The organism is Mesorhizobium sp. P2_A12 (genome assembly GCF_056405075.1).
In genome coordinates this window covers 1-18,361 of record NZ_JBFUCU010000005.1, presented here as the reverse complement: position 1 = coordinate 18,361, position 18,361 = coordinate 1, and the positions used below count along the sequence as shown (strand labels likewise).

18 protein-coding genes are annotated in these 18,361 nt (G+C 63.3%); 11 read left to right on the top strand and 7 right to left on the bottom strand.

Annotation, left to right across the window (positions count from 1 at the left end):
* Window positions 1-2 precede the first annotated feature (2 nt).
* The 4 genes from AC1DZU_RS13930 to AC1DZU_RS13915 all read right to left on the bottom strand — a co-directional run bounded on the left by AC1DZU_RS13930 (window position 3) and on the right by AC1DZU_RS13915 (window position 4,835).
* Entirely contained in the window at window positions 3-1,064 is a 1,062-nt protein-coding gene (locus tag AC1DZU_RS13930; protein ID WP_111548867.1) for a carbohydrate ABC transporter permease, read from the bottom strand.
* 80 nt (window positions 1,065-1,144) lie between these two features.
* On the bottom strand, window positions 1,145-2,578 hold the full coding sequence (locus AC1DZU_RS13925) for an ABC transporter substrate-binding protein (protein ID WP_477285502.1): 1,434 nt from the start codon (window positions 2,576-2,578) through the stop codon (window positions 1,145-1,147).
* Between the two features lie 46 nt (window positions 2,579-2,624).
* Window positions 2,625-3,737: an ABC transporter ATP-binding protein gene (locus AC1DZU_RS13920; protein ID WP_477285500.1), complete on the bottom strand. Its 1,113-nt coding sequence runs from the start codon at window positions 3,735-3,737 to the stop codon at window positions 2,625-2,627.
* A gap of 438 nt (window positions 3,738-4,175) precedes the next feature.
* Window positions 4,176-4,835 carry a TetR/AcrR family transcriptional regulator gene (locus tag AC1DZU_RS13915; RefSeq protein WP_477286060.1) on the bottom strand — a complete coding sequence of 220 codons (660 nt, stop codon included), beginning with the start codon at window positions 4,833-4,835 and terminating at the stop codon, window positions 4,176-4,178.
* 110 nt (window positions 4,836-4,945) lie between these two features.
* Here AC1DZU_RS13915 and AC1DZU_RS13910 point away from each other — a divergent pair, with 110 nt between their 5' ends.
* The 3 genes from AC1DZU_RS13910 to AC1DZU_RS13900 are packed head-to-tail and all read left to right on the top strand — an operon-like array spanning window position 4,946 to window position 7,433.
* On the top strand, window positions 4,946-6,142 hold the full coding sequence (locus AC1DZU_RS13910; protein ID WP_477285498.1) for a Tm-1-like ATP-binding domain-containing protein: 1,197 nt from the start codon (window positions 4,946-4,948) through the stop codon (window positions 6,140-6,142).
* A 10-nt stretch (window positions 6,143-6,152) separates the two neighbouring features.
* Window positions 6,153-7,007: a phosphoenolpyruvate hydrolase family protein gene (locus AC1DZU_RS13905; RefSeq protein ID WP_477285496.1), complete on the top strand. Its 855-nt coding sequence runs from the start codon at window positions 6,153-6,155 to the stop codon at window positions 7,005-7,007.
* A 6-nt stretch (window positions 7,008-7,013) separates the two neighbouring features.
* Window positions 7,014-7,433 (top strand): cupin domain-containing protein, encoded by a 420-nt coding sequence (locus tag AC1DZU_RS13900; protein ID WP_477285494.1) that lies wholly within the window; start codon window positions 7,014-7,016, stop codon window positions 7,431-7,433.
* A 28-nt stretch (window positions 7,434-7,461) separates the two neighbouring features.
* Here the strand turns inward: AC1DZU_RS13900 and AC1DZU_RS13895 are convergent, their stop codons facing one another.
* Window positions 7,462-8,652 (bottom strand): M24 family metallopeptidase, encoded by a 1,191-nt coding sequence (locus AC1DZU_RS13895; RefSeq protein ID WP_477285492.1) that lies wholly within the window; start codon window positions 8,650-8,652, stop codon window positions 7,462-7,464.
* Between the two features lie 370 nt (window positions 8,653-9,022).
* Here AC1DZU_RS13895 and AC1DZU_RS13890 point away from each other — a divergent pair, with 370 nt between their 5' ends.
* The 7 genes from AC1DZU_RS13890 (at window position 9,023) to AC1DZU_RS13860 (ending at window position 15,745) form a co-directional block, all read left to right on the top strand.
* The gene (locus AC1DZU_RS13890) at window positions 9,023-10,633 is read left to right on the top strand and encodes an ABC transporter substrate-binding protein (RefSeq protein ID WP_477285490.1); all 1,611 of its coding nucleotides are present in this window, start codon (window positions 9,023-9,025) and stop codon (window positions 10,631-10,633) included.
* Between the two features lie 183 nt (window positions 10,634-10,816).
* Window positions 10,817-11,803 carry an ABC transporter permease gene (locus AC1DZU_RS13885; RefSeq protein ID WP_477285488.1) on the top strand — a complete coding sequence of 329 codons (987 nt, stop codon included), beginning with the start codon at window positions 10,817-10,819 and terminating at the stop codon, window positions 11,801-11,803.
* Entirely contained in the window at window positions 11,800-12,630 is an 831-nt protein-coding gene (locus tag AC1DZU_RS13880) for an ABC transporter permease (RefSeq protein ID WP_477285486.1), read from the top strand. The genes AC1DZU_RS13885 and AC1DZU_RS13880 overlap by 4 nt, the downstream gene beginning before the upstream one ends.
* Window positions 12,627-13,442 (top strand): ABC transporter ATP-binding protein, encoded by an 816-nt coding sequence (locus AC1DZU_RS13875; protein WP_477285484.1) that lies wholly within the window; start codon window positions 12,627-12,629, stop codon window positions 13,440-13,442. Before AC1DZU_RS13880 ends, AC1DZU_RS13875 begins: the two co-directional genes overlap by 4 nt.
* Window positions 13,439-14,215 carry an ATP-binding cassette domain-containing protein gene (locus AC1DZU_RS13870; protein WP_477285482.1) on the top strand — a complete coding sequence of 259 codons (777 nt, stop codon included), beginning with the start codon at window positions 13,439-13,441 and terminating at the stop codon, window positions 14,213-14,215. Before AC1DZU_RS13875 ends, AC1DZU_RS13870 begins: the two co-directional genes overlap by 4 nt.
* 85 nt (window positions 14,216-14,300) lie before the next feature.
* Window positions 14,301-14,843, top strand: coding sequence for an L-2-amino-thiazoline-4-carboxylic acid hydrolase (locus tag AC1DZU_RS13865; protein ID WP_477285480.1), 543 nt, complete (start codon window positions 14,301-14,303; stop codon window positions 14,841-14,843).
* 119 nt (window positions 14,844-14,962) lie between these two features.
* Window positions 14,963-15,745, top strand: coding sequence for a hypothetical protein (locus AC1DZU_RS13860; RefSeq protein ID WP_477285478.1), 783 nt, complete (start codon window positions 14,963-14,965; stop codon window positions 15,743-15,745).
* Window positions 15,746-15,757: 12 nt separating this feature from the next.
* Here AC1DZU_RS13860 and AC1DZU_RS13855 read toward each other — a convergent pair whose 3' ends face one another.
* Complete coding sequence (locus AC1DZU_RS13855) at window positions 15,758-16,369, bottom strand: NAD(P)-dependent oxidoreductase (protein WP_477285476.1); 612 nt, start codon at window positions 16,367-16,369, stop codon at window positions 15,758-15,760.
* A 41-nt stretch (window positions 16,370-16,410) separates the two neighbouring features.
* Window positions 16,411-17,046 carry a DsbA family protein gene (locus AC1DZU_RS13850; RefSeq protein ID WP_477285474.1) on the bottom strand — a complete coding sequence of 212 codons (636 nt, stop codon included), beginning with the start codon at window positions 17,044-17,046 and terminating at the stop codon, window positions 16,411-16,413.
* A 140-nt stretch (window positions 17,047-17,186) separates the two neighbouring features.
* On the opposite strand from AC1DZU_RS13850, the gene AC1DZU_RS13845 reads away from it, so the two are divergent.
* Window positions 17,187-18,104 carry a LysR family transcriptional regulator gene (locus AC1DZU_RS13845; RefSeq protein ID WP_477285472.1) on the top strand — a complete coding sequence of 306 codons (918 nt, stop codon included), beginning with the start codon at window positions 17,187-17,189 and terminating at the stop codon, window positions 18,102-18,104.
* The last annotated feature ends 257 nt before the right edge of the window (window positions 18,105-18,361 follow it).

Sequence of the window (18,361 nt, the reverse complement as noted above, 5' to 3'; positions counted from 1 at the left end):
GGTCAGGCTCCTTGCGTACGGCGGTTTGCGAGGTACAGGTAGAGGTTGGTGAGAACGATCACCATGAACAGCATCAGATAGGAGATCGCCGCGCCCTCACTCGTCTTGTTCTGCTCGTTGGCGATGCGGATCAAGTGATAGGAGATCGTCAGTGTGTCGTTGCCGCCCTTGGTAAGGAGGATGACGAGATCCGCCAGCTTAAATGCCTCGATGGTGCGGAAGAGAAGGGCCAACATCAGAAGGCCGCGGATGTAGGGGAAGGTGATCATCCAGAATTGCCGCCAGCTGGAAATACGGTCGATGGCAGCGGCCTCGTAAAGGTATTTCGGCACCGAGACGAGGCCCGCCAGCACAAGGAGCATGACGAAGGGCGACCACATCCATGCGTCGGCGAAAACGATTCCCGCCACGGCACCGACTTTGTTGCTCATCAGGATGAACTGATTGCCGGAGATGGAATTGATGACGTAGCTGAGAATCCCGAATGTCGGGTCATAGTAGTAGGTGAAGAACACGCCAGAGGCGACAACCGAAAGCATCATCGGTGTCAGCACCAGGATCAACAAATACTTGCGCAGCGGAAATTGCTTGGCGAACAGGATGGCCAGCAGAAAGCCGACGATCATCTGCGCGGAGACGGTGAACACGACGAACATGGCGGTATTGATCAGCGCGCCCCAAGTCGCGTGAGCAGCGAGATCGTTGGTAAGGATCCGGACGTAGTTCCCGAGTCCGACGAAGCGGATCGTCTGCTGGTTTGCCTGGTAGGCGAAGAACGAAAGGCCCAGCGACCACAGCAGGGGGAAGATATTCATCACAAACAGAACGGCGATTGCCGGAGCGACCAGCAGGGCGCCGAAGTAGTGGCGGCGATACGCGTTGACGGTAAATGCGGCCGCGACCAACGCCGCCGCGGCGCCCACCACCCAGAAGGAGACAGCCGCCGGCAAGCCCGCCATTGATATGGCCGACACGACGACAGCGACAGCGATGGCGAGTTTCCAGTTGTGGGCAACAACCGCGGTAAGGCGTGGTGTCAGCAGCGTGCTTGAAACAGCGGTCATGGGAGTCCGAAATATGGAGCGCCTGGCGTGGCAATGATGGGGAGCGGCTTTTGCCCGCTCCCCGCAGCTATGTCGGAAGGTTACTGGATAAGGCCAGCGTTCTTCAGGAGGTCCTCCTGGAACTTGGCGATGTTATCCAGGGTGGTCTTGGCGTCCTGCTTGCCAGTGATGGCTAGGTCGTACTGGTCCTGCTGCTGGGTGAGCAGTTCGAAGAACTGCGGCACGTGCCACATGTCCTTCTGCCAGTCGAGCGAGTTCGCCCAGGCGCGGTCCCACGGACGATAGGTCACGTATTTCGGATCGCTGTAGACCGACTTGATCGCGGACTGGCCGCCGGCGGCGGCGAACTGTTGCTGGATATCGGGCGAGAGCCACCACTTCACGAAGCCCACCGCTTCCTTGATTTGCTCAGGCGTCGTCCAGGTGGTGAGAACGAAAGGCTGTCCGCCGATCTGTGACGTACGATTCACCTTGCCGTCGGGGCCGCGCAGGCCTGGCGCCAATCCGAACACCAGCTTGTCGGCAACCTTCGACGTCTTGGGATCGAGCGAGGCTTCGCCGAGACCGATCCAGTCGATGTTCATGGCCACCTTGCCTTCACGGAACAACTGGTCCGAGACGAAGATGTCCATGGTGCCGGTCTTGACCACCGGCGGCATGTACTTCAGCAATTTGAGGAAATGCTCCATGCCCTCGATGGACTTCGGGGAGTTTACGACGCCTTCGGCATGTCCGGTCGGGGCCTTGGTTTCATCCCAGATGCCGCCGCCATGCTCCCAGACGAACGTGTGGACCGAGCTCGTCGAGAAGTCGTAGCCTTTGCCTGCCTGATAGGCGATGCCGTAGAAATCGTCATCCAGCACCTGGCCGGCGAGCTTGTCGCCCTTCTTGCGCTGGAAGAATTCGCCAACATGCTCGAACGTGTTCCAGTCCATGGCGTCGATTTCTTCGCCGGTGCAGGGCAGCTTCTCATTGTACTTCGCCTTGAAGGCGGCCTGCTCGTCGTCGTTGCAGAGCACGTCCTTGCGGCCGTAGGTGACCAGCACGTCCGGGAACTGCGGGAAGCCGTAGTAGTTCGGCGTGCTGTTGGGATAGGTCGAGTAGGCGTTGAGCACGGCGGGATGCATCGACTCCATCGTCGCCTTGAGTTCCGGGTCGGCATCGATGAGATCGTTGATCTTGCGGAAGTAGCCGCCTTCGACGAAGGCGCCCAGCCACTGCGAGTCCGACACGATGAAGTTGTACTTCTTTTCGCCCGAGGTCAACGAGGCGTTGACGCGGGTGTAGAAATCCGGCCACGGAATGAAGTCGACATCGAGCTTCACGGTATTGCCAGACTTGGGCTTGTACTGCTCGTCGAAGAACTTCTTCATAATGCGGGTCGGGGGCCAATCCGGCACCGCCATCGTCAACGTCACTTCTTCAGCAGAGGCATAGGTCACGCCTCCCACCAGTAGCGTGGCAGCGAAGCTTGCGGCTGTCGCTAGCCCTTTCACTTTGGTCATCGCCGTCATTCGCGTTTCCTCCCTTGGTTAACCGGATTGCTTCTCGCCGTTCGCGTCAGGTCATTGCCTGGCCGCTCACGGCGCGGAAGACGTGGATTTTCCTGTTATCGATGGCGATCGATGCCGAATCGCCGGTCCTGATGCTGGCGGCGATCGCTTCCGGCAGCACCATGCGCAACATCTCGCCGCCGGCCTCGACCGAGACGATCGTGATGTCGCCGAGCGGTTCGACCAGATGCACCTTCGAGGCAACCCCGGCTTCGCCCTTGGCGGCGAGCCGAATGTCGCTCGGGCGAATGCCGATCAGCGCGGCCTCGCCGGCATCGGCAGTCTTTGGCGCCGTCGCCGGAACCAGAGTCCCGAGCGGCGTGTCGAAAGACCTGGTGTCGGCGCGCACCGAGGCCGTGAACAGATTCATGTGCGGCGAGCCGATCTTGCTGGCGACATAGGTATGGATCGGCTGCTCGTAAAGCTCGTCCGGCGTGCCGATCTGGACGATGCCGCCATCGCGCATGACGGCGATCGTCTCGCCCATCGAGAGAGCCTCGAGCTCGTCGGGCGTGGCATAGATCACGGTCATGCCGAACTGGCGGTGCAGCCGCTTCAGCTCGGCGCGCGTCTCGTGCCGAAGCTTGGCGTCGAGATTGGTGAGCGGCTCATCGAGGAGAAGAATCCTTGGCCGGCGGATCAGGGAGCGGCCGAGCGCGACGCGCTGCTGCTCTCCGCCGGACAGGGTTGCCGGCTTGGCCTTCAGGCGGTGTGTCAGCTTCAGGATCTCGGCGGTCTCTTTCACCCGCTTGTCGATCTCGGCGCGCGCGACTTTCTCCTCGCGCAGCGGATAGGCGAGATTGTCGTAGACCGTGAGGTGGGGGTAAAGCGCGAAAGACTGGAAGACCATCGAGATGCCGCGGCCGGCGATCGGCGCATGGGTCATGTCGCGGCCGCCGATCTCAAGCGTGCCGGAGTCGGCCTGGACGAGGCCGGCGATAGTGCGCAGCGTCGTCGTCTTGCCAACCGAGCTCGGCCCGAAGAGTACGAAGAAGCGGCCTTCGTCGACGGCGAAGCTCAGGTCGTTGATGGCGCGCACGGATCCATAGGCTTTGCTGAGCCCATCGAGGCGCAGCGCAATCCCCTTGCCGGCACTGGCGCGAGGCGACGTCTGCGTCACGATGCGCCACCTCGTGCGGACGGAACACGCGCCATCCGTGTGATCCTCCTCGCCCTGCCGAAATGGACTGCGGCTGTCATTCCCGATCCGCCTTTTCTTTCCTAATCTGGTATTACCAATTTAAGATGCTCGTCAAGCGCTTTCTTAAAATTTGCCGTCACCAAAATAAGCTGAAAACGTCCGCTATATGCTGGTATTTCCTTCATTTTTGGCAATTCTCCACCTTCATCCCGTTCGCAAAACGCCAATCCCCAAAATCACTGAAATCGCCGACCTTCAAATCTGGTCGAACCAGATTCGCTCCGAGCTACCGCGGCGACCGCCCCGGATTGCCCTCGACGACCCCCCAATCCGGTCCGCGTCGGGAGAAGTCTCATATTCTGCATCCGCCTTCGTCCAGCCTCCTCCATGCCCAACTCACGCCGCCACCACCCCTGGTCAGGATGGCGTCCGGAGTCGCGCCTGGCGCACGAGCGCTGAGGCCGCCCACCGGGCGACGGCCAGGGTCTTGCCGCTGTCCAGGCCCCAGATGTCCTTCAGTACAATCAGCAGTTCGACGCCGAAAATCAGCGACAGCGCCTGCGCCAGGCGCTCGAATTCGCGCGGCGGCAGCTCGCCCCTCAGTGGCGCAAGCGCATCCACCAGCAGGTCCATGCGATGGCCACGGGTGAAGGGTGGCTCGCCGCCCAGCGTGCCTGCCTGCCCGCGCGCCCATTGGTCCAGCGACAATTTCAGCGCTGCCTTGAACGTTGCCTCGAAGGCCTCGATGCGCGGCATCGCGCTGTCTATCAACTCCGCCACGCGGCGTTCGGCATCGGACGAATCGGATCGCCACTCGAGTATCGGGCCTAGCCCTTCGTCGACCACCGCGTGGACCAGCGCCGCCTGGCTCGGAAAATAGCGATAAGCGGTCGCGCGGGAAACTTCTGCCGCTTCGGCAACCTCGCTGACCGACGGCGTGACGCCCGCCTGCATCAGCCTTGTCGCAGTCTCCAGCATCAGCCGTTTCGTGCGTGCGCGCGGTCCACGCTCTAGCGCTCGGCCGCTTCCTCGCTCGGCGTCTTCGCCTGCTGTGGATTGTTGACGTGAGACATCCATGTCAATACGATACGCGCGTCTCAAAAATTTGCAATGACCTTCGCATCGTCGAGCGGCCTGGCAATGAGCGGTGGGGCGCAGCATTGCGCCGGCCTGGATTGGGGAACGCAATGAAGCGCATCTATGTGGTGGGCACCGCAGACACCAAGGGCGAGGAACTCGCGTTCCTGGCGGATGCGATAGCCGCCACAGGCGCCATCGTTTCGCGCGTCGATGTCGGGACGCGTGACGCAACCATCGCCGTGGACATCTCGGCGAAGGACGTTGCCGGCCATCACCCCGGCGGTCGTGACGCGGTGCTCGGCGGCAATGACCGTGGCACCGCGGTCGCCGCCATGGGCGTCGCCTTCGCCCGCTTTGTCCAATCGCGAAACGACATCGCCGCCATGATCGGCATTGGCGGCGGCGGCGGCACCTCGATCATCACGTCGGGCATGCGTGCCCTGCCGCTCGGCCTGCCCAAGATCATGGTCTCGACGCTCGCCTCCGGCGACACCGCTCCCTATGTCGATGTCTCCGACATCGTCATGATGCCGTCGGTGACCGACATGGCTGGGCTGAACCGGCTTTCCCGTGTCGTCTTGCACAACGCGGCCCAGGCCATATCCGGCATGGCGGCACGGCCGGCGCCGCCGGCCGATGGCAAACCGTCGATCGGCCTCACCATGTTCGGCGTCACCACGCCGTGCGTGACCGCCATCGCCGACCAGCTTCGCTCGACCTATGACTGCATGGTTTTCCACGCCACCGGCACCGGCGGCCGCAGCATGGAAAAGCTGGCCGACAGCGGCCTGCTGTCCGGGGTCATCGACATCACCACGACGGAGGTCTGCGACCTCCTGCTCGGCGGCGTGCTGCCGGCGACGGAGGACCGCTTCGGCGCGATCGCCCGCACCGGGCTGCCCTATGTCGGCTCGGTCGGCGCGCTGGACATGGTCAACTTCTGGGCACCTTCGACTATCCCGGAGCACTATCGCGGACGACTGGTGTACGAGCACAATCCGAACGTCACCCTGATGCGCACCACGGCACAGGAATGCCGCGCGATCGGCGAATGGATCGGCGCCAGGCTCGCCCTCTGCGCGGGGCCGGTGCATTTTCTGATTCCGGAAAAAGGCATCTCGGCGCTCGACATCGAAGGCGGTGCTTTCTTCGATCCAGAGGCCGATGCCGTTCTGTTCGAAGCCATCGAGCGCACCATCCCTCCGAACGACATGCGCCGCGTGACACGCCTGCCGCTGCACATCAACGACCTCGAATTCGCCAAGGCCGCGGTTGCGGCCTTTCTCGACATTGCCAGACAGTGAGATCCAGGACATGCCCGCCATACCGCGCAAGGACATACTGAAGAGATTCAGGGCAATGATCGAAAAGGGCGTGCCGATCGTCGGCGGCGGCGCTGGCACCGGCCTGTCGGCCAAGGCAGAGGAGGCCGGCGGGATCGACCTCATCATCATCTACAATTCCGGCCGCTACCGCATGGCCGGGCGTGGCTCGGCCGCCGGACTGCTCGCCTATGGCAATGCCAACGAGATCGTCAAGGAAATGGCCTATGAGGTGCTGCCGGTGGTCAAGAAGACGCCGGTGCTGGCCGGCGTCAACGGCACTGACCCGTTCGTCATCATGCCGCTGCTTCTGGCCGAGCTGAAGGCGATGGGCTTTTCCGGCGTGCAGAACTTTCCCACCATCGGCTTGTTCGACGGTCAGATGCGGCAAAGTTTCGAGGAGACCGGCATGGGTTTCGGGCTCGAGGTCGAGATGATCGCCGAGGCGAACAAAGTTGATCTCCTGACCACGCCCTATGTGTTCAATCCCGACGAGGCCCGCGCCATGACAAAAGCCGGCGCCGATATCGTCGTCGCCCATATGGGGGTGACGACCGGCGGCTCGATCGGCGCCACCTCCGCCAAGTCGCTCGACGACTGCGTTGTCGAGATCGACGCCATCGCCAATGCAGCCCGTTCAGTGCGCAAGGATGTCATCCTGCTTTGCCATGGCGGGCCGATCTCGATGCCGGATGACGCGCGCTATATCCTCGACCGCTGCAAGGGCCTGCACGGCTTCTATGGTGCAAGCTCGATGGAACGACTGCCGGCGGAAGCCGCGATCGCCAAGCAGACGGCCGATTTCAAGGCCGTCACGCTTCATGACCAGAAGAAAAAGAAGGGATGATGAGAGATGACCGACAAGAGCAAGATGTTTGTCTACCCCAAGGACGTCAGCGCCTTCGGCTTCGACTGGGGCAGGCTGGCGCTGACCGTGGCGCCCGAGGTGAATGGCGCAACCCGCTTTTCCGGTGGCGTGGTCGACCTGCCCTCCGGCAAGGGCCACACGCGCCACAACCATCCGGGCGCGGAGGAAATCATCTTCATCATTTCAGGCAACGGCGAGCAGATGGTCGAGGACGAGAAGGGCAATCCGGTGGTCGAGAAGGTCGGCCCCGGCTGCACCATCTACGTGCCCGAAAGCCGCTTTCACTCGACGCTTAACACCGGCGACGGGCCGATGCAGCTTTTCGTCGTCTATTCACCGGCCGGGCCGGAACTGGTGCTGCGCGAACTGCCGGATTTCAGGTTGCTGCCGCCGGGCGACAAATAGTGTTTTCCGGACAGCACCTGCCATCCGCCTATGAAGCGCCACCCCTGTTCCATCCCCGGCCACGGTCGCCGAACATGGCATAGCCGGTGTCGGTCACGGCAACCGTGTCCTCCAGCTTGATGAAGCCGCGCGTCGGGTGAAGCATGGTCGTCTCGATCGACAGCACCATGTTCCTTTCCAGCGGCTTGGCCGCATAGGTGCCTTCATAGGTCACCGGATGGTTGGTCATCAGGAACGGCGCTTCATGCGTGATCAGCCCCATGCCGTGGGCGAAGAAATCCGTATAGGCCGCGACCTTCGAGGCCTTCAGCACGCCCTCGGCGTACGAAATCATATCGCCGCCCAGCGTGCCCGCCCTGACCTTGGAGAACGCCGCCTGCTGCACCGTCTCGACCTCAGCCAGCAGGTCTTCGAGTTCGGCATCCGGTTCGCCCAGAATGCCCATCCGGCAGAGGTCGCCGATATAGCCGTGATAGTTGCCGCCGGAATCGATCGACAGCACCTCGCCCTTCGTCCACGCCTGCGGTGAGGCGGCGCGGTTGTGGCTGGAGCCCAGCGTCAGCAGGCAATATTCGAAATGCGCGCCGCGATTGGTCTCTTCGCGCCGCAGCTGCTCGATGATCTCGGTCTTGGCCGTGCCTTCGCCTGCCCAAGCGATTGTGGCCAGCATGGAATCGGTGATCAGTTCGGAAGCGGTGCGCAGCTTCTCCAGCTCCGCATCGGTCTTGATGGCGCGCATGCTCTCCAGCATGGCTGTCGCATCGATCAGCTTGGCATCCGGCAGCGCCTTGCGGATCAGCGTGTAGGCGTCCGACGGCAGGAAGCTCGGTTCGATGCCGATGCGGGCACCCGTTTTGCCGATCTTCCGCAGGTGCTCGACGGCAAGATTGGCAGCATCGAGCGTGCCCCAGCAGGCGGCGTGCAGGGTCGGTGTCCAGAACGGGTTGTTCTGGTGCTCGGCGCCTTCCATGCGGTTGCCGATATAGGCGGCATGGTCGGGTCCGCCCTTCTCATAGATGACGACAGGCAAATAGCGGCTGTGGCCGATCGCATCCATGGCGGCGAAGAAGATGAACTTGTAGCCGCCCAGCAGATACTGCGTGTTGTGCTTGGAGGTTGCCAGCAGCACATCGATGCCGGCCTCCTCCATCAGCCGGTCGACCCTTGCCTGGTCGAATGGGATATTGCTGACGGCACTCTTGCCCGGAGCAATGTTCATCTCTCTCTCCCTGATTGCCTGAGATCGCCGGCTATTTGCTATCGATCCCTTGGCTGTGGATCAAACCTGCACCATTTTGCTCGTTCTGGTCTAGCCAGAAACACAGGAAATGGCCTGCTTCAATCTCACCATCACGTTATGTCAGCGCATTCAATAAAATCTGGTCCTACCAGATCGATCGAATTGAACCGCTTCCTCCAAACTGGTCCAGCGGACGAAAATTTCAAAGCCAAGCGAGGATGCGCCAATTCCGTCTCTGGCGAAACCCTTGGCAAGGCTCATAATCGCCACCGCAAGGATGCTGGCGGGCTCGCCAGCGTTCGAGGGGATGGCGCACCCGGCCGGGTCGCGGAGAGGACGGAGTTCGATCATGTCAGGTTTCACGATTTCAAGACGCCAGATGCTTGCCAGCTCGGCACTGCTGCTGGCCTCCACCGCCATGCCGACATTCGGCTGGGCGCAAACGCCGAAGAAGGGTGGGCGCCTGGTGCTTGCCGCCGATTCCGAGCCGCGCAACCTCAACCCTGCGATCGTCGCCTCCAACGGCGTCTTCTTCATCTCCAGCAAGATCGTCGAAACGCTGGCTGAAGCCTCCTTCGACGGCAAGGACGGGCTGGCGCCACGGCTGGCCTTGAGCTGGGAAGGCGCTGCCGACGGGCTCTCCGCCACGTTCAAACTGCGCGACGGCGTCAAATGGCATGACGGCAAGCCGTTCACCTCCGCCGATGTCGCCTTCTCGGCGCTGCAGGTCTGGAAGCCGCTGCAGAACCTCGGCCGCACCGTGTTCAAGGATCTCGCCGCTGTCGACACGCCGGATGATCTCACAGCCGTGTTCAAATTCGCCAAGCCGACGCCGTTCCAGTTGATCCGCAACGCGCTGCCGGCGCTGAGCAGCGTCGTGCCGAAGCACATCTACGAGGTGGGCAAGATCGAGGACAACCCGGCCAACAACGCGCCCATCGGCACCGGGCCGTTCAAGTTCGGCGAATACAAGGCCGGCCAGTACTACCGGCTGACGAAGAACGCTGATTACTGGGGCAAGGACGAGCCATATCTCGACGAGATCATCTATCAGGTGCTGCCCGACCGCACGTCGGCGGCGAGCGCACTGGAAGCCGAAGAGATCCAGCTTGCCGCCTTTTCCGCCGTGCCGCTGGCTGACCTCGATCGCATCTCCAAGGTGCCGGGCCTCAAGGTGATCTCCAAGGGCTATGAGGGGCTGACCTATCAGCTCGTCGTCGAGATCAACCATCGCCGCAAGGAGCTCGCCGACCTCAAGGTGCGCCAGGCGATCGCGCATGCCATCGACAAGGATTTCGTCGTCAAGACGGTGTTCCTCGGCTATGCCGCCACCGCCACCGGTCCGGTGCCCAAGAACGATCCGCAATTCTACACCGCCGACGTGCCGACCTATGCCTTCGACGTCACCAAGGCCAACGCGCTGCTCGACGAGGCCGGCTACAAGAAAGGCGCCGACGGCAACCGTTTCTCGCTGAAGCTTTTGCCGGCGCCCTATTTCAACGAGACCAAGCAATTCGGCGACTATCTGCGCCAGGCACTCGCCGCCATCGGCATCGACGCCCAGTTGGTCAACAACGACTCGGCCGCGCACATCAAGGCCGTCTACACCGACCACGCCTTCGACCTGGCCGTCGGCCCGCCCGTGTTCCGCGGCGACCCGGCGATCTCGACCACCATCCTGGTGCAGAGCGGCATTCCCGACGGCGTGCCGTTCTCCAACCAGGGCGGCTACAAGAACGATGCGCTCGATGCGCTCATCGCCAAGGCGTCCGAGACGCTCGACACCGCTGCCCGCACCGACCTCTACAAGGAATTCCAGAAACAGGTGGCCGCCGACCTGCCGCTGATCAACGTCGCCGAATGGAGCTTCATCAGCGTCGCCCGCGACACCGTCGGCAACATCGCCAACAACCCGCGCTGGGCGGTGTCGAACTGGGCGGACACTTATCTGGAATCGTGACACAGTCGCGCGGATGAAAGTTAGCGGCGAAACTGTCGTAGATGCACGGACAGACGTCGAGCTCTACGATACCCCCCTCTGTCCTGCCGGACATCTCCCCCTCATGGGGGGAGATTGGCTGGCCGCGCCGGCCAGGCGCGGCACATTTGTTAGACGGCTCAGTGCCCTGCCATCGAGGCCGCCATGACCCGCGCCCTCATTCTCCTTCGTCGTCGCTTGGTCGGCAGCATTTTCGTGCTGCTGATCGTCGTTGTCGGCACCTTCTTGCTGCTCGAAGCAGCAGCCGGCGATGCGGTCGACGCCTACATCGTCTCGACCGGCGGCGACGCCGGCATGATCGAACTCCTGCGTCATCGCTGGGGCCTCGACCAGTCGGAGCTGACGCGGCTGGCCAACTATCTCTGGGCGCTGCTGCATCTCGATCTCGGCCAGTCGGTGACGTTCTCCCGGCCGATCCGCGACGTGATCCTCGAGCGGCTGCCCACCACGCTGCTGTTGATGGTCAGCGCCACCGCGCTCTCCTTTGGGCTGGGCTCGGCACTCGGCATCTATGCCGGCGCAAGGCCGGGCAGCGTCCGCGACCGCTTTCTGTCGATCGGCTCGCTGGCGCTCTATGCCGTGCCGGGTTTCTGGCTTGGCCTGGTGCTGATCGTCGTCTTTGCCGTCGACCTGCGCTGGTTGCCGATCGGCGGTATCGAGACCCTGGCGTCCGACAAGGCCGGCCTCGACCGCGCCGCCGACATCGCCATCCACCTCGTCCTGCCGGTTTCGGCGCTGGGCTTAATCTATCTGGCACTCTATCTGCGCATGATGCGTGCCGGCATGGCCGAAGTCTGGCGGCAGGATTTTGTGCTGGCCGCCCGCGCCAGGGGGTTGTCGCGCCGCCGCATCGTGCTCGCCCACGTCGCCCGCAACGCACTCTTGCCACTGGTCACCATGCTCGGGCTGCAATCGGCGCAGATGCTTGGCGGCAGCGTCGTCATCGAAAGCGTCTTTTCCGTGCCCGGCCTCGGCCGGCTGGCGCAGGAAGCGGTGGCCGCGCGGGATACCCCGCTGCTGCTCGGGATTATCCTCACCAGCGCCGTCTTGGTCATCGTCATCAACCTGCTCGTCGACATCGCCTATGCCTTTCTCGATCCGCGCGTCGGCGCCGGCGAGGCCGGCGCATGAGCCCGCTCCGCCGTTTTCTGCGCACACCCGAGGCTGTCGCCGGCGCCGTCCTCCTGGCGGCGCTGATTGCCATGGCGCTGTCGGCAGCGCTGCTGTTTCCCGGCGACCCGCAAGCCATCGCCGGACCAGCGCTGCTGCCGCCGTTTCAGGACTGGTCGCTACCGCTCGGCACCGACCGGCTCGGCCGCGACGTGCTGGCCGAGTTGTTCCACGGCGCCCGCACCTCGCTGGCCGTCGGGCTCGCGGCAGCGGCGGCAGCGCTCGCCATCGGCTCTGTCGTTGGCACGCTGGCCGGCTTTGCCGGCGGCCTCGTCGACGAGGTGCTGATGCGCATCACCGACGCTTTCCAGACCGTGCCTAGCTTCCTGCTGGCGCTGGCCTTCGTCAGCATCGTCGGACCGTCGCTCGGCATCGTCGTGATTGCCATCGCGCTCGGCACCTGGACTGGACCGGCGCGTGTGGCGCGCGCCGAAGTCCTCTCCATTCGCGAGCGCGATTATGTTGCCAGCGCCCGCGCCATCGGCATGCATCCGCTGGCGATCGCCTTTCGCGAGGTGCTGCCCAACGCCTTGCCGCCGGTGCTGGCGATGTCATCGGTGATCGTTGCCGCAGCGATCCTCACCGAGGCAGCCTTGTCCTTCCTTGGCCTGGGCGATCCCAACCGCGTCACCTGGGGCGGCATGATCGCCGAAGGCCGTGCCGTGCTGCGCACCGCACCTTTCCTGTCGATCGTCCCGGGCCTAGCGCTGGTGCTGACCGTGCTCGGCGTCTATCTCGCCGGCGAAGGCGTCATCGAGACGACAGCCGTCAGAAGAGGCCTGTCGTGACCACGCTCATTTCTATCCGCGACCTGACGGTGACCTACCGCCGCGACGGCAACGAGGTTGCGGTGCTGAAGACTATCAACCTCGACATCGTCGCTGGTGAACGCCTGGCCATCATCGGCGAAAGCGGTTCGGGCAAGAGCACGCTGGCATTGGCGATTGCCGGACTGTTGCCGCAGTCTGCCAGGGTCGAAGGCCGCATTGACTGGCTTTTGCCATCGTCGCCATCCTCTGGTGCCAAGGCACCCCTCGGCGGCCGAGACATCGGCTTCGTCTTCCAGGATCCGTCCGCCAGCCTCGATCCCGTCATGGCTGTCGGCAAGCAGATCGCGGAAGTGGCATACACCCATCTCGGCCTGACATGGCCGCAGGCGTACGCGAAGGCAAAGAGCTTGCTTGAACGCGTTCGCCTGCCGGACCCCGACTCGGCCCTACGGGCCTTCCCGCATCAACTCTCCGGCGGCCAGAAGCAGCGAGTGGCGATTGCCGCCGCGATTGCGGCGGGTCCGAAATTGCTGATCGCCGACGAGGCGACCAGCGCGCTCGACACCATCGTGCAGGCCGAGATCGTCGCTTTGATCCGGCGGCTGGTGGCCGAGGACGGCATGACGCTGCTGTTCATCAGCCACGACATCGCGCTGGCGGCCGAGCTTGCCGAACGGATTGCCGTATTCCGTCATGGTGAACTGCTCGAGCTCGGAATGACGGCACAGATCGTTGGTGCGCCAACCCAAGCCTATACGCGTACGCTGCTCGATGCCCATATAGGCCTCGACGCGACGCCGCTGCTCAACCGAGCCGGGCTCGACGCATGAGCTTGCTCACGGTTTCCAACCTCACCAAGAGCTACCGTCGCGGSGGCAAGACCATTGCCGCCGTCGACGATGTCTCCTTTCATATCGACCCCGGCGAAACGCTGGCGCTGGCAGGACCGTCCGGCAGCGGCAAATCGACGATCGCGCGGCTGGTGCTGCGGCTGATCGAACCGGATGCAGGCCGTATCGAATTCGAAGGCAATGATTTCCTGGCTTTGAGTGGCGCAGCACTCCGGGCGCGACGCGCCCGCCTGCAGATGGTGTTCCAGGACCCGCTTGCCGCCTTCAACCCGCGCGCCACGGTGGCGCGTGTGCTCGACGACCCCTTGCGTATCCATGGAATCGCCGCCCGCGCCGAGCGCCCGCGCCGCATCGCCGCCTTGCTGGAGCGCGTCGGGCTGACCGCTGATATCGCCCCGCGCGCCATCCATGAAATCTCCGGCGGCCAGCGGCAGCGCGTCGCCATCGCTCGCGCCATCGCGACAAAGCCGTCGCTGATCGTGCTCGACGAAGCGGTGTCGGCGCTCGATGTCTCGGTGCGTGAGCAGATCCTTGAATTGTTGCTCGACCTGCAACGCCAGGAACGGATCGCCTATCTCTTCATTTCACATGATCTCGGCGTCGTCCGGGCGATCGCCCACCGCGTTGTCCTCCTCGAAGCCGGCCAAATTGCCGAGAGCGGCGATGCCCGGACCGTCATCGACGCGCCGCAATCTGCCATTGGCAAGGCTTTGGTGGCGGCTGCGCCAAGATTGAACAGGACCCGAACATGACCCCGAACCGAAGGACCACGCCGGCGAAAAGTGGGATCCGGTTTTCGGAACAAGATCATGGTCAAACAGCAAATCAGGACCCAACATGACCGACCCCGAAGCCAGAGCCGAAAAGCTGTCGCGCGAACTCGATTCCGCCTTTCGCAACCGCGCCGATCTCTATCGTCTGTTCCTCGAAGAACTGACGGGAGAGCTCGGTCCGGAACGAGCCGAAGCGATCATGATCCGCGCCATCCAACAGCGCGGCAAGGAAGTGGCCGCAGCCGCCTTCGCCAGCTTCGGCGCCAACGATGCTCGCGCGATCGGCGAAGCCTTCCTGGCCATCAGCCCTGACGGCGGCCGCATGTATCCAACCGATGTCGAACGAAACGATAACCGCATCGCCTTCAAGGTCAAACGCTGCCCGCTGAAGGATGCCTGGGTCGAGGCCGGCGTCGGCGATGAAAAACTTGCCACGCTCTGCCGTATTGCCGGCGCCTTCGACCGCGGCCTGTTCGAGGCGACGGGCGTGCGTTTCGACAACGTCACCTGGACGCCGGGCCACGGCTCCGGCTGCTGCCACATCGCGCTGACCAACAGGGCCGGCGATCAGGAGGCAGACGATGCTGGACGCGCCTCACCGAACTGAAGGACGTCGGCAACGCCGACGCTGTTCGAAAGAAGCCTGACAAGATGACAGTCGGGCCCTTCCTTGCTCTGATCGGGTGCGCGAATCGGCGGACAACGCCTCATTGAGGGGAGACGACAATGCATGTCGTGACATTGCTGAGGGCCGAGATGTTCGACGTCGAGATCGACGGCAAGCCGGCGTCGATCGCGCAGGCCTTGCCGGACTGGAACCCGCATGACCGGTTCGGCCTGGTGATCGACGATGCGCTTGGTGGCATCGGCGCGACCCATCTGCTGCAGATCGCCATCACCTCGTTCTACGATGTCAAGCCGAGCCGACGCACCGAACTGACCGTCTACCCGGAAATCTATGCCTTCCACATCGGCAAGGGCTTCGGTGCGCACGCGCCCTACGATTTCTGGCCTGCCCGGCGCGAGGTCATCACCTCGCGCGATCACCGCGAGGTTCTCGACGCCATCAATGATCGCGGCATCACCAGGTTGGCCGTTCCCGATCGCCAGCCGCGCGAGGTCGTGCATCGGCCGAAGGAAGTCGATGCGGCGCTCGACCGCATCGCTTCGGCATTCGTCTATAGCCCGTCGGGCCGCGTAGTGGATCCCGATCTGATCATTTCAGGCAACGACAAGCGAACAGAATACAATCCCAACAGCGCCTTGCGGCCTCGCTACACCGACAGCCGGCCCACGTCGGTTTCGACGGCTGCCAAGCCGGTCAAGGAGGTTGATCCGTCCTACCAAGACTGGCTCCGCAAGCGCGAGCACGACTTGACCAGCGAGGAACGCGCCTTCGTCGAACGCCGCCGCCAAGAGTTGAGAAAGGACGGCGTCGTCACCGAATCTTATCGGCGTGTCGATGTCCGCGAAGCCTTGATGCGCCTGGCATCGGCCGGGATCGGTTGAGCCTTCGTTCGATCAGTAGCCGACGGTGAAGCGCTGCCTGACGTGCGCCGGCTTTTCGATCTCGTCGACCATGACGATGGCGTAGTCCTCGAACGAAATGCTGCTGCCCTTGTCCGAAGCAAGAAGCGTGTCCTTGCCGAGGCGGAATTGGCCGGTGCGCTCGCCAGGAATGAACATGGCGGACGGCGACAGGAACGTCCAGTCGAGGTCACCGACGGTCTTCAGCCTGTCCAGGAAGTCGGCGCCCTTCTGCGCTTCAGCCTTGTAGATCGCCGGGAATTCCGGCGTATCGACCAGACGCTTGCCGGGCGCGACTTCGAGACTGCCGGCGCCGCCGACAATGAGATAGCGCTTCAGCCCGGAGGCGCGCACGGCAGCGATCAGCGCGTCGGCGTCACTGTCCAGAAAATGCACGGCGCTGATCACCACATCATGGCCGCGGATCAGGTTGGCGAGACCTTCCTTGTCGAAGACATCGCCCTTCCTGGCTGTCACGCCCGGCAGCGCCGCGATCCTTTCCGGGTTACGGGCAATGCCGGTGACCGTGTGGCCGCGATCGGAGAGCTCCCTGAGAAGGCGCGAACCGACAGCGCCTGATGCGCCGATGAGAGCAACTTTTGCCATGTCTTTTTCCGTTTCCTTGTTGGAGATTGCTGGTGGATGGATCACGCCGCGATGTGGGCGACGAGGTTGTCGAAGCTGCCGAACAATGCATTCGAACCGATGAGCCGAGGCGCATCGTTGCGGATGACCGCCAGAGCAGGCACACCATCGGCATGCAGGCGCTGGAACAGCGCGCGGCCACGGCCGACCAGCTCGCGGTGGGCCGTCATCAGGCCTTCCGTCGGCGCCTTCAGCAGGTCGCCGGCGTCCCTCATGCCGGCGGCGGCGAGCACCTCGGCAACGCCGTCGATCGTCACGATATCGCGGCCGTCGACATAGCGCGCCCGCTGGATCGCCTTCAGCGCGAAGAGCCTACGGCAGGGATCTTCCAGTCCGGCAGCACTGATGCCGAGTGTGGCGGCGTGGGAGTCCAGCAAGGTGCCGCGGACATTGAGGACGTTGTGCTGATAGGCCTGCGTGAACTTCTGTCCGGTGAGCCGTTCGATGCGCTGATCGTTCACCCAGGCGTGGGCGGCAAAACCTTCATCCATCGGACGCGCGCCCGCACCCGAGAACAGGCCGGTCGGCAGCAGCTCGACACGCACGCCGCGGGCCGAGAGCTTGTCCAGCATCGGGGTGGCGCCATAGCACCAGCCGCAGAGGGGATCGAAGAGGTAGGTCACTTCTGAATTGCTCACGATCGCTGCCATCCTGGTGCGGAAAGACCGGCCATCGACCGGTCGAATGTGTTGGCGCATCCATGACAGGCGACAGCCTTGCGATAAACAGCGTCCAATAATACAAACTGTCTGATCTAGTCAGACAAAAGGCTGTCGCCTTGGCCGAACTTCTGAACCTCAATCGTCTTGCCTACTTCACCACGGTGATGGAAACCGGCTCGTTCACCGCAGCGGCTGACCGGCTCGGTGTCGCCAAGGCCGTCGTCAGTCACCAGATCGGCAAGCTCGAGGAGGAACTGGGCGCGACGCTGCTTCAGCGCACCACACGGCGCGTCACGCCGACCGAAGAGGGTCGCCTCTTCTATGATCGCGCGATGATCATCCTGCGCGAGGCTGAGGCGGCCTATGGCGAAATCTCGCACGGAGCGGTCGAGCCGAGCGGAACACTAAGGCTGACCGCGCCACTCGACTATGGCACCAAGATCGTGGCCCCGGTCATGGCCACCTATCTGAAGGCCTATCCGCATATGCGCGTCGAGGCGATCTTCGATGACGCGGTCAGCAATCTGGTGGAGGAGCAGATCGATCTCGGCATCCGCGTCGGCTGGCTAGCCGATTCCTCCAACCAGGCGCGTCGCCTGGGCACGATACGGCAGACCGTGGTGGCGAGCCCCGCCTTCGCGGCAAGCCTGCCGCCCGACGTCAGCCCGCGCCAGGCAAGATCGCTGGCCTGGGTCGGCAACGCCCAATTGCGCGGCATCGGCCAATGGCTGTTTACCAGGGATGGTGAAACAGTGCTGACCGAACTCAATCCGATCATCATGTGCGACAAGAGCCCCGCCGCCCATGCCTGCGTGCTCGCCGGCATCGGACTGGGCGTATTTCCCGACTACAGCGTCAGCGACGATATCGCGGAGGGACGGCTGGTGCCGGTGTTTGCCGACTGGAGCTTGCCCACCGGCGGCATCCATGCCGTCTTTCCGCCGGCCCGGTTCCGGCCAGCCAAGGTGCGCGCCTTCGTCGACTTGCTCGCGGCGGCCGAGAAAAACCGATCGCGCGGCCGCATCATGGCGTGACGCCTATTCGGCGACCTGTTGCAGGACGCTGCAACAGATGGGCAATTTCCGCCGCATGGAAACGTCAGAGACAACTTACATTGATGGGAGAATCGACGGCAAGGCGTCCCAAACGCGCAACGCCCGCCGGCTTTTGGCCTGACGGGCGTTTTGTTGATTTGGTTGCGGGGACAGGCTTAGTCTTATTTGTCCTGCTGCGTCGACTATGGTTCCTTGCGGGGCGCTGAGGGGTTCAGTTCCATGGTCACGGTCAGCCG

Excerpts from the sequence above, each read along its gene's own strand:
- AC1DZU_RS13930 (WP_111548867.1), bottom strand. The coding sequence starts at position 1,064 with ATGACCGCTGTTTCAAGCACGCTGCTGACACCACGCCTTACCGCGGTT.
- AC1DZU_RS13925 (WP_477285502.1), bottom strand. The coding sequence starts at position 2,578 with ATGACGGCGATGACCAAAGTGAAAGGGCTAGCGACAGCCGCAAGCTTC.
- AC1DZU_RS13915 (WP_477286060.1), bottom strand. The coding sequence starts at position 4,835 with ATGGATGTCTCACGTCAACAATCCACAGCAGGCGAAGACGCCGAGCGA.
- AC1DZU_RS13910 (WP_477285498.1), top strand. The coding sequence starts at position 4,946 with ATGAAGCGCATCTATGTGGTGGGCACCGCAGACACCAAGGGCGAGGAA.
- AC1DZU_RS13905 (WP_477285496.1), top strand. The coding sequence starts at position 6,153 with ATGCCCGCCATACCGCGCAAGGACATACTGAAGAGATTCAGGGCAATG.
- AC1DZU_RS13900 (WP_477285494.1), top strand. The coding sequence starts at position 7,014 with ATGACCGACAAGAGCAAGATGTTTGTCTACCCCAAGGACGTCAGCGCC.
- AC1DZU_RS13895 (WP_477285492.1), bottom strand. The coding sequence starts at position 8,652 with ATGAACATTGCTCCGGGCAAGAGTGCCGTCAGCAATATCCCATTCGAC.
- AC1DZU_RS13890 (WP_477285490.1), top strand. The coding sequence starts at position 9,023 with ATGTCAGGTTTCACGATTTCAAGACGCCAGATGCTTGCCAGCTCGGCA.
- AC1DZU_RS13885 (WP_477285488.1), top strand. The coding sequence starts at position 10,817 with ATGACCCGCGCCCTCATTCTCCTTCGTCGTCGCTTGGTCGGCAGCATT.
- AC1DZU_RS13880 (WP_477285486.1), top strand. The coding sequence starts at position 11,800 with ATGAGCCCGCTCCGCCGTTTTCTGCGCACACCCGAGGCTGTCGCCGGC.
- AC1DZU_RS13865 (WP_477285480.1), top strand. The coding sequence starts at position 14,301 with ATGACCGACCCCGAAGCCAGAGCCGAAAAGCTGTCGCGCGAACTCGAT.
- AC1DZU_RS13860 (WP_477285478.1), top strand. The coding sequence starts at position 14,963 with ATGCATGTCGTGACATTGCTGAGGGCCGAGATGTTCGACGTCGAGATC.
- AC1DZU_RS13855 (WP_477285476.1), bottom strand. The coding sequence starts at position 16,369 with ATGGCAAAAGTTGCTCTCATCGGCGCATCAGGCGCTGTCGGTTCGCGC.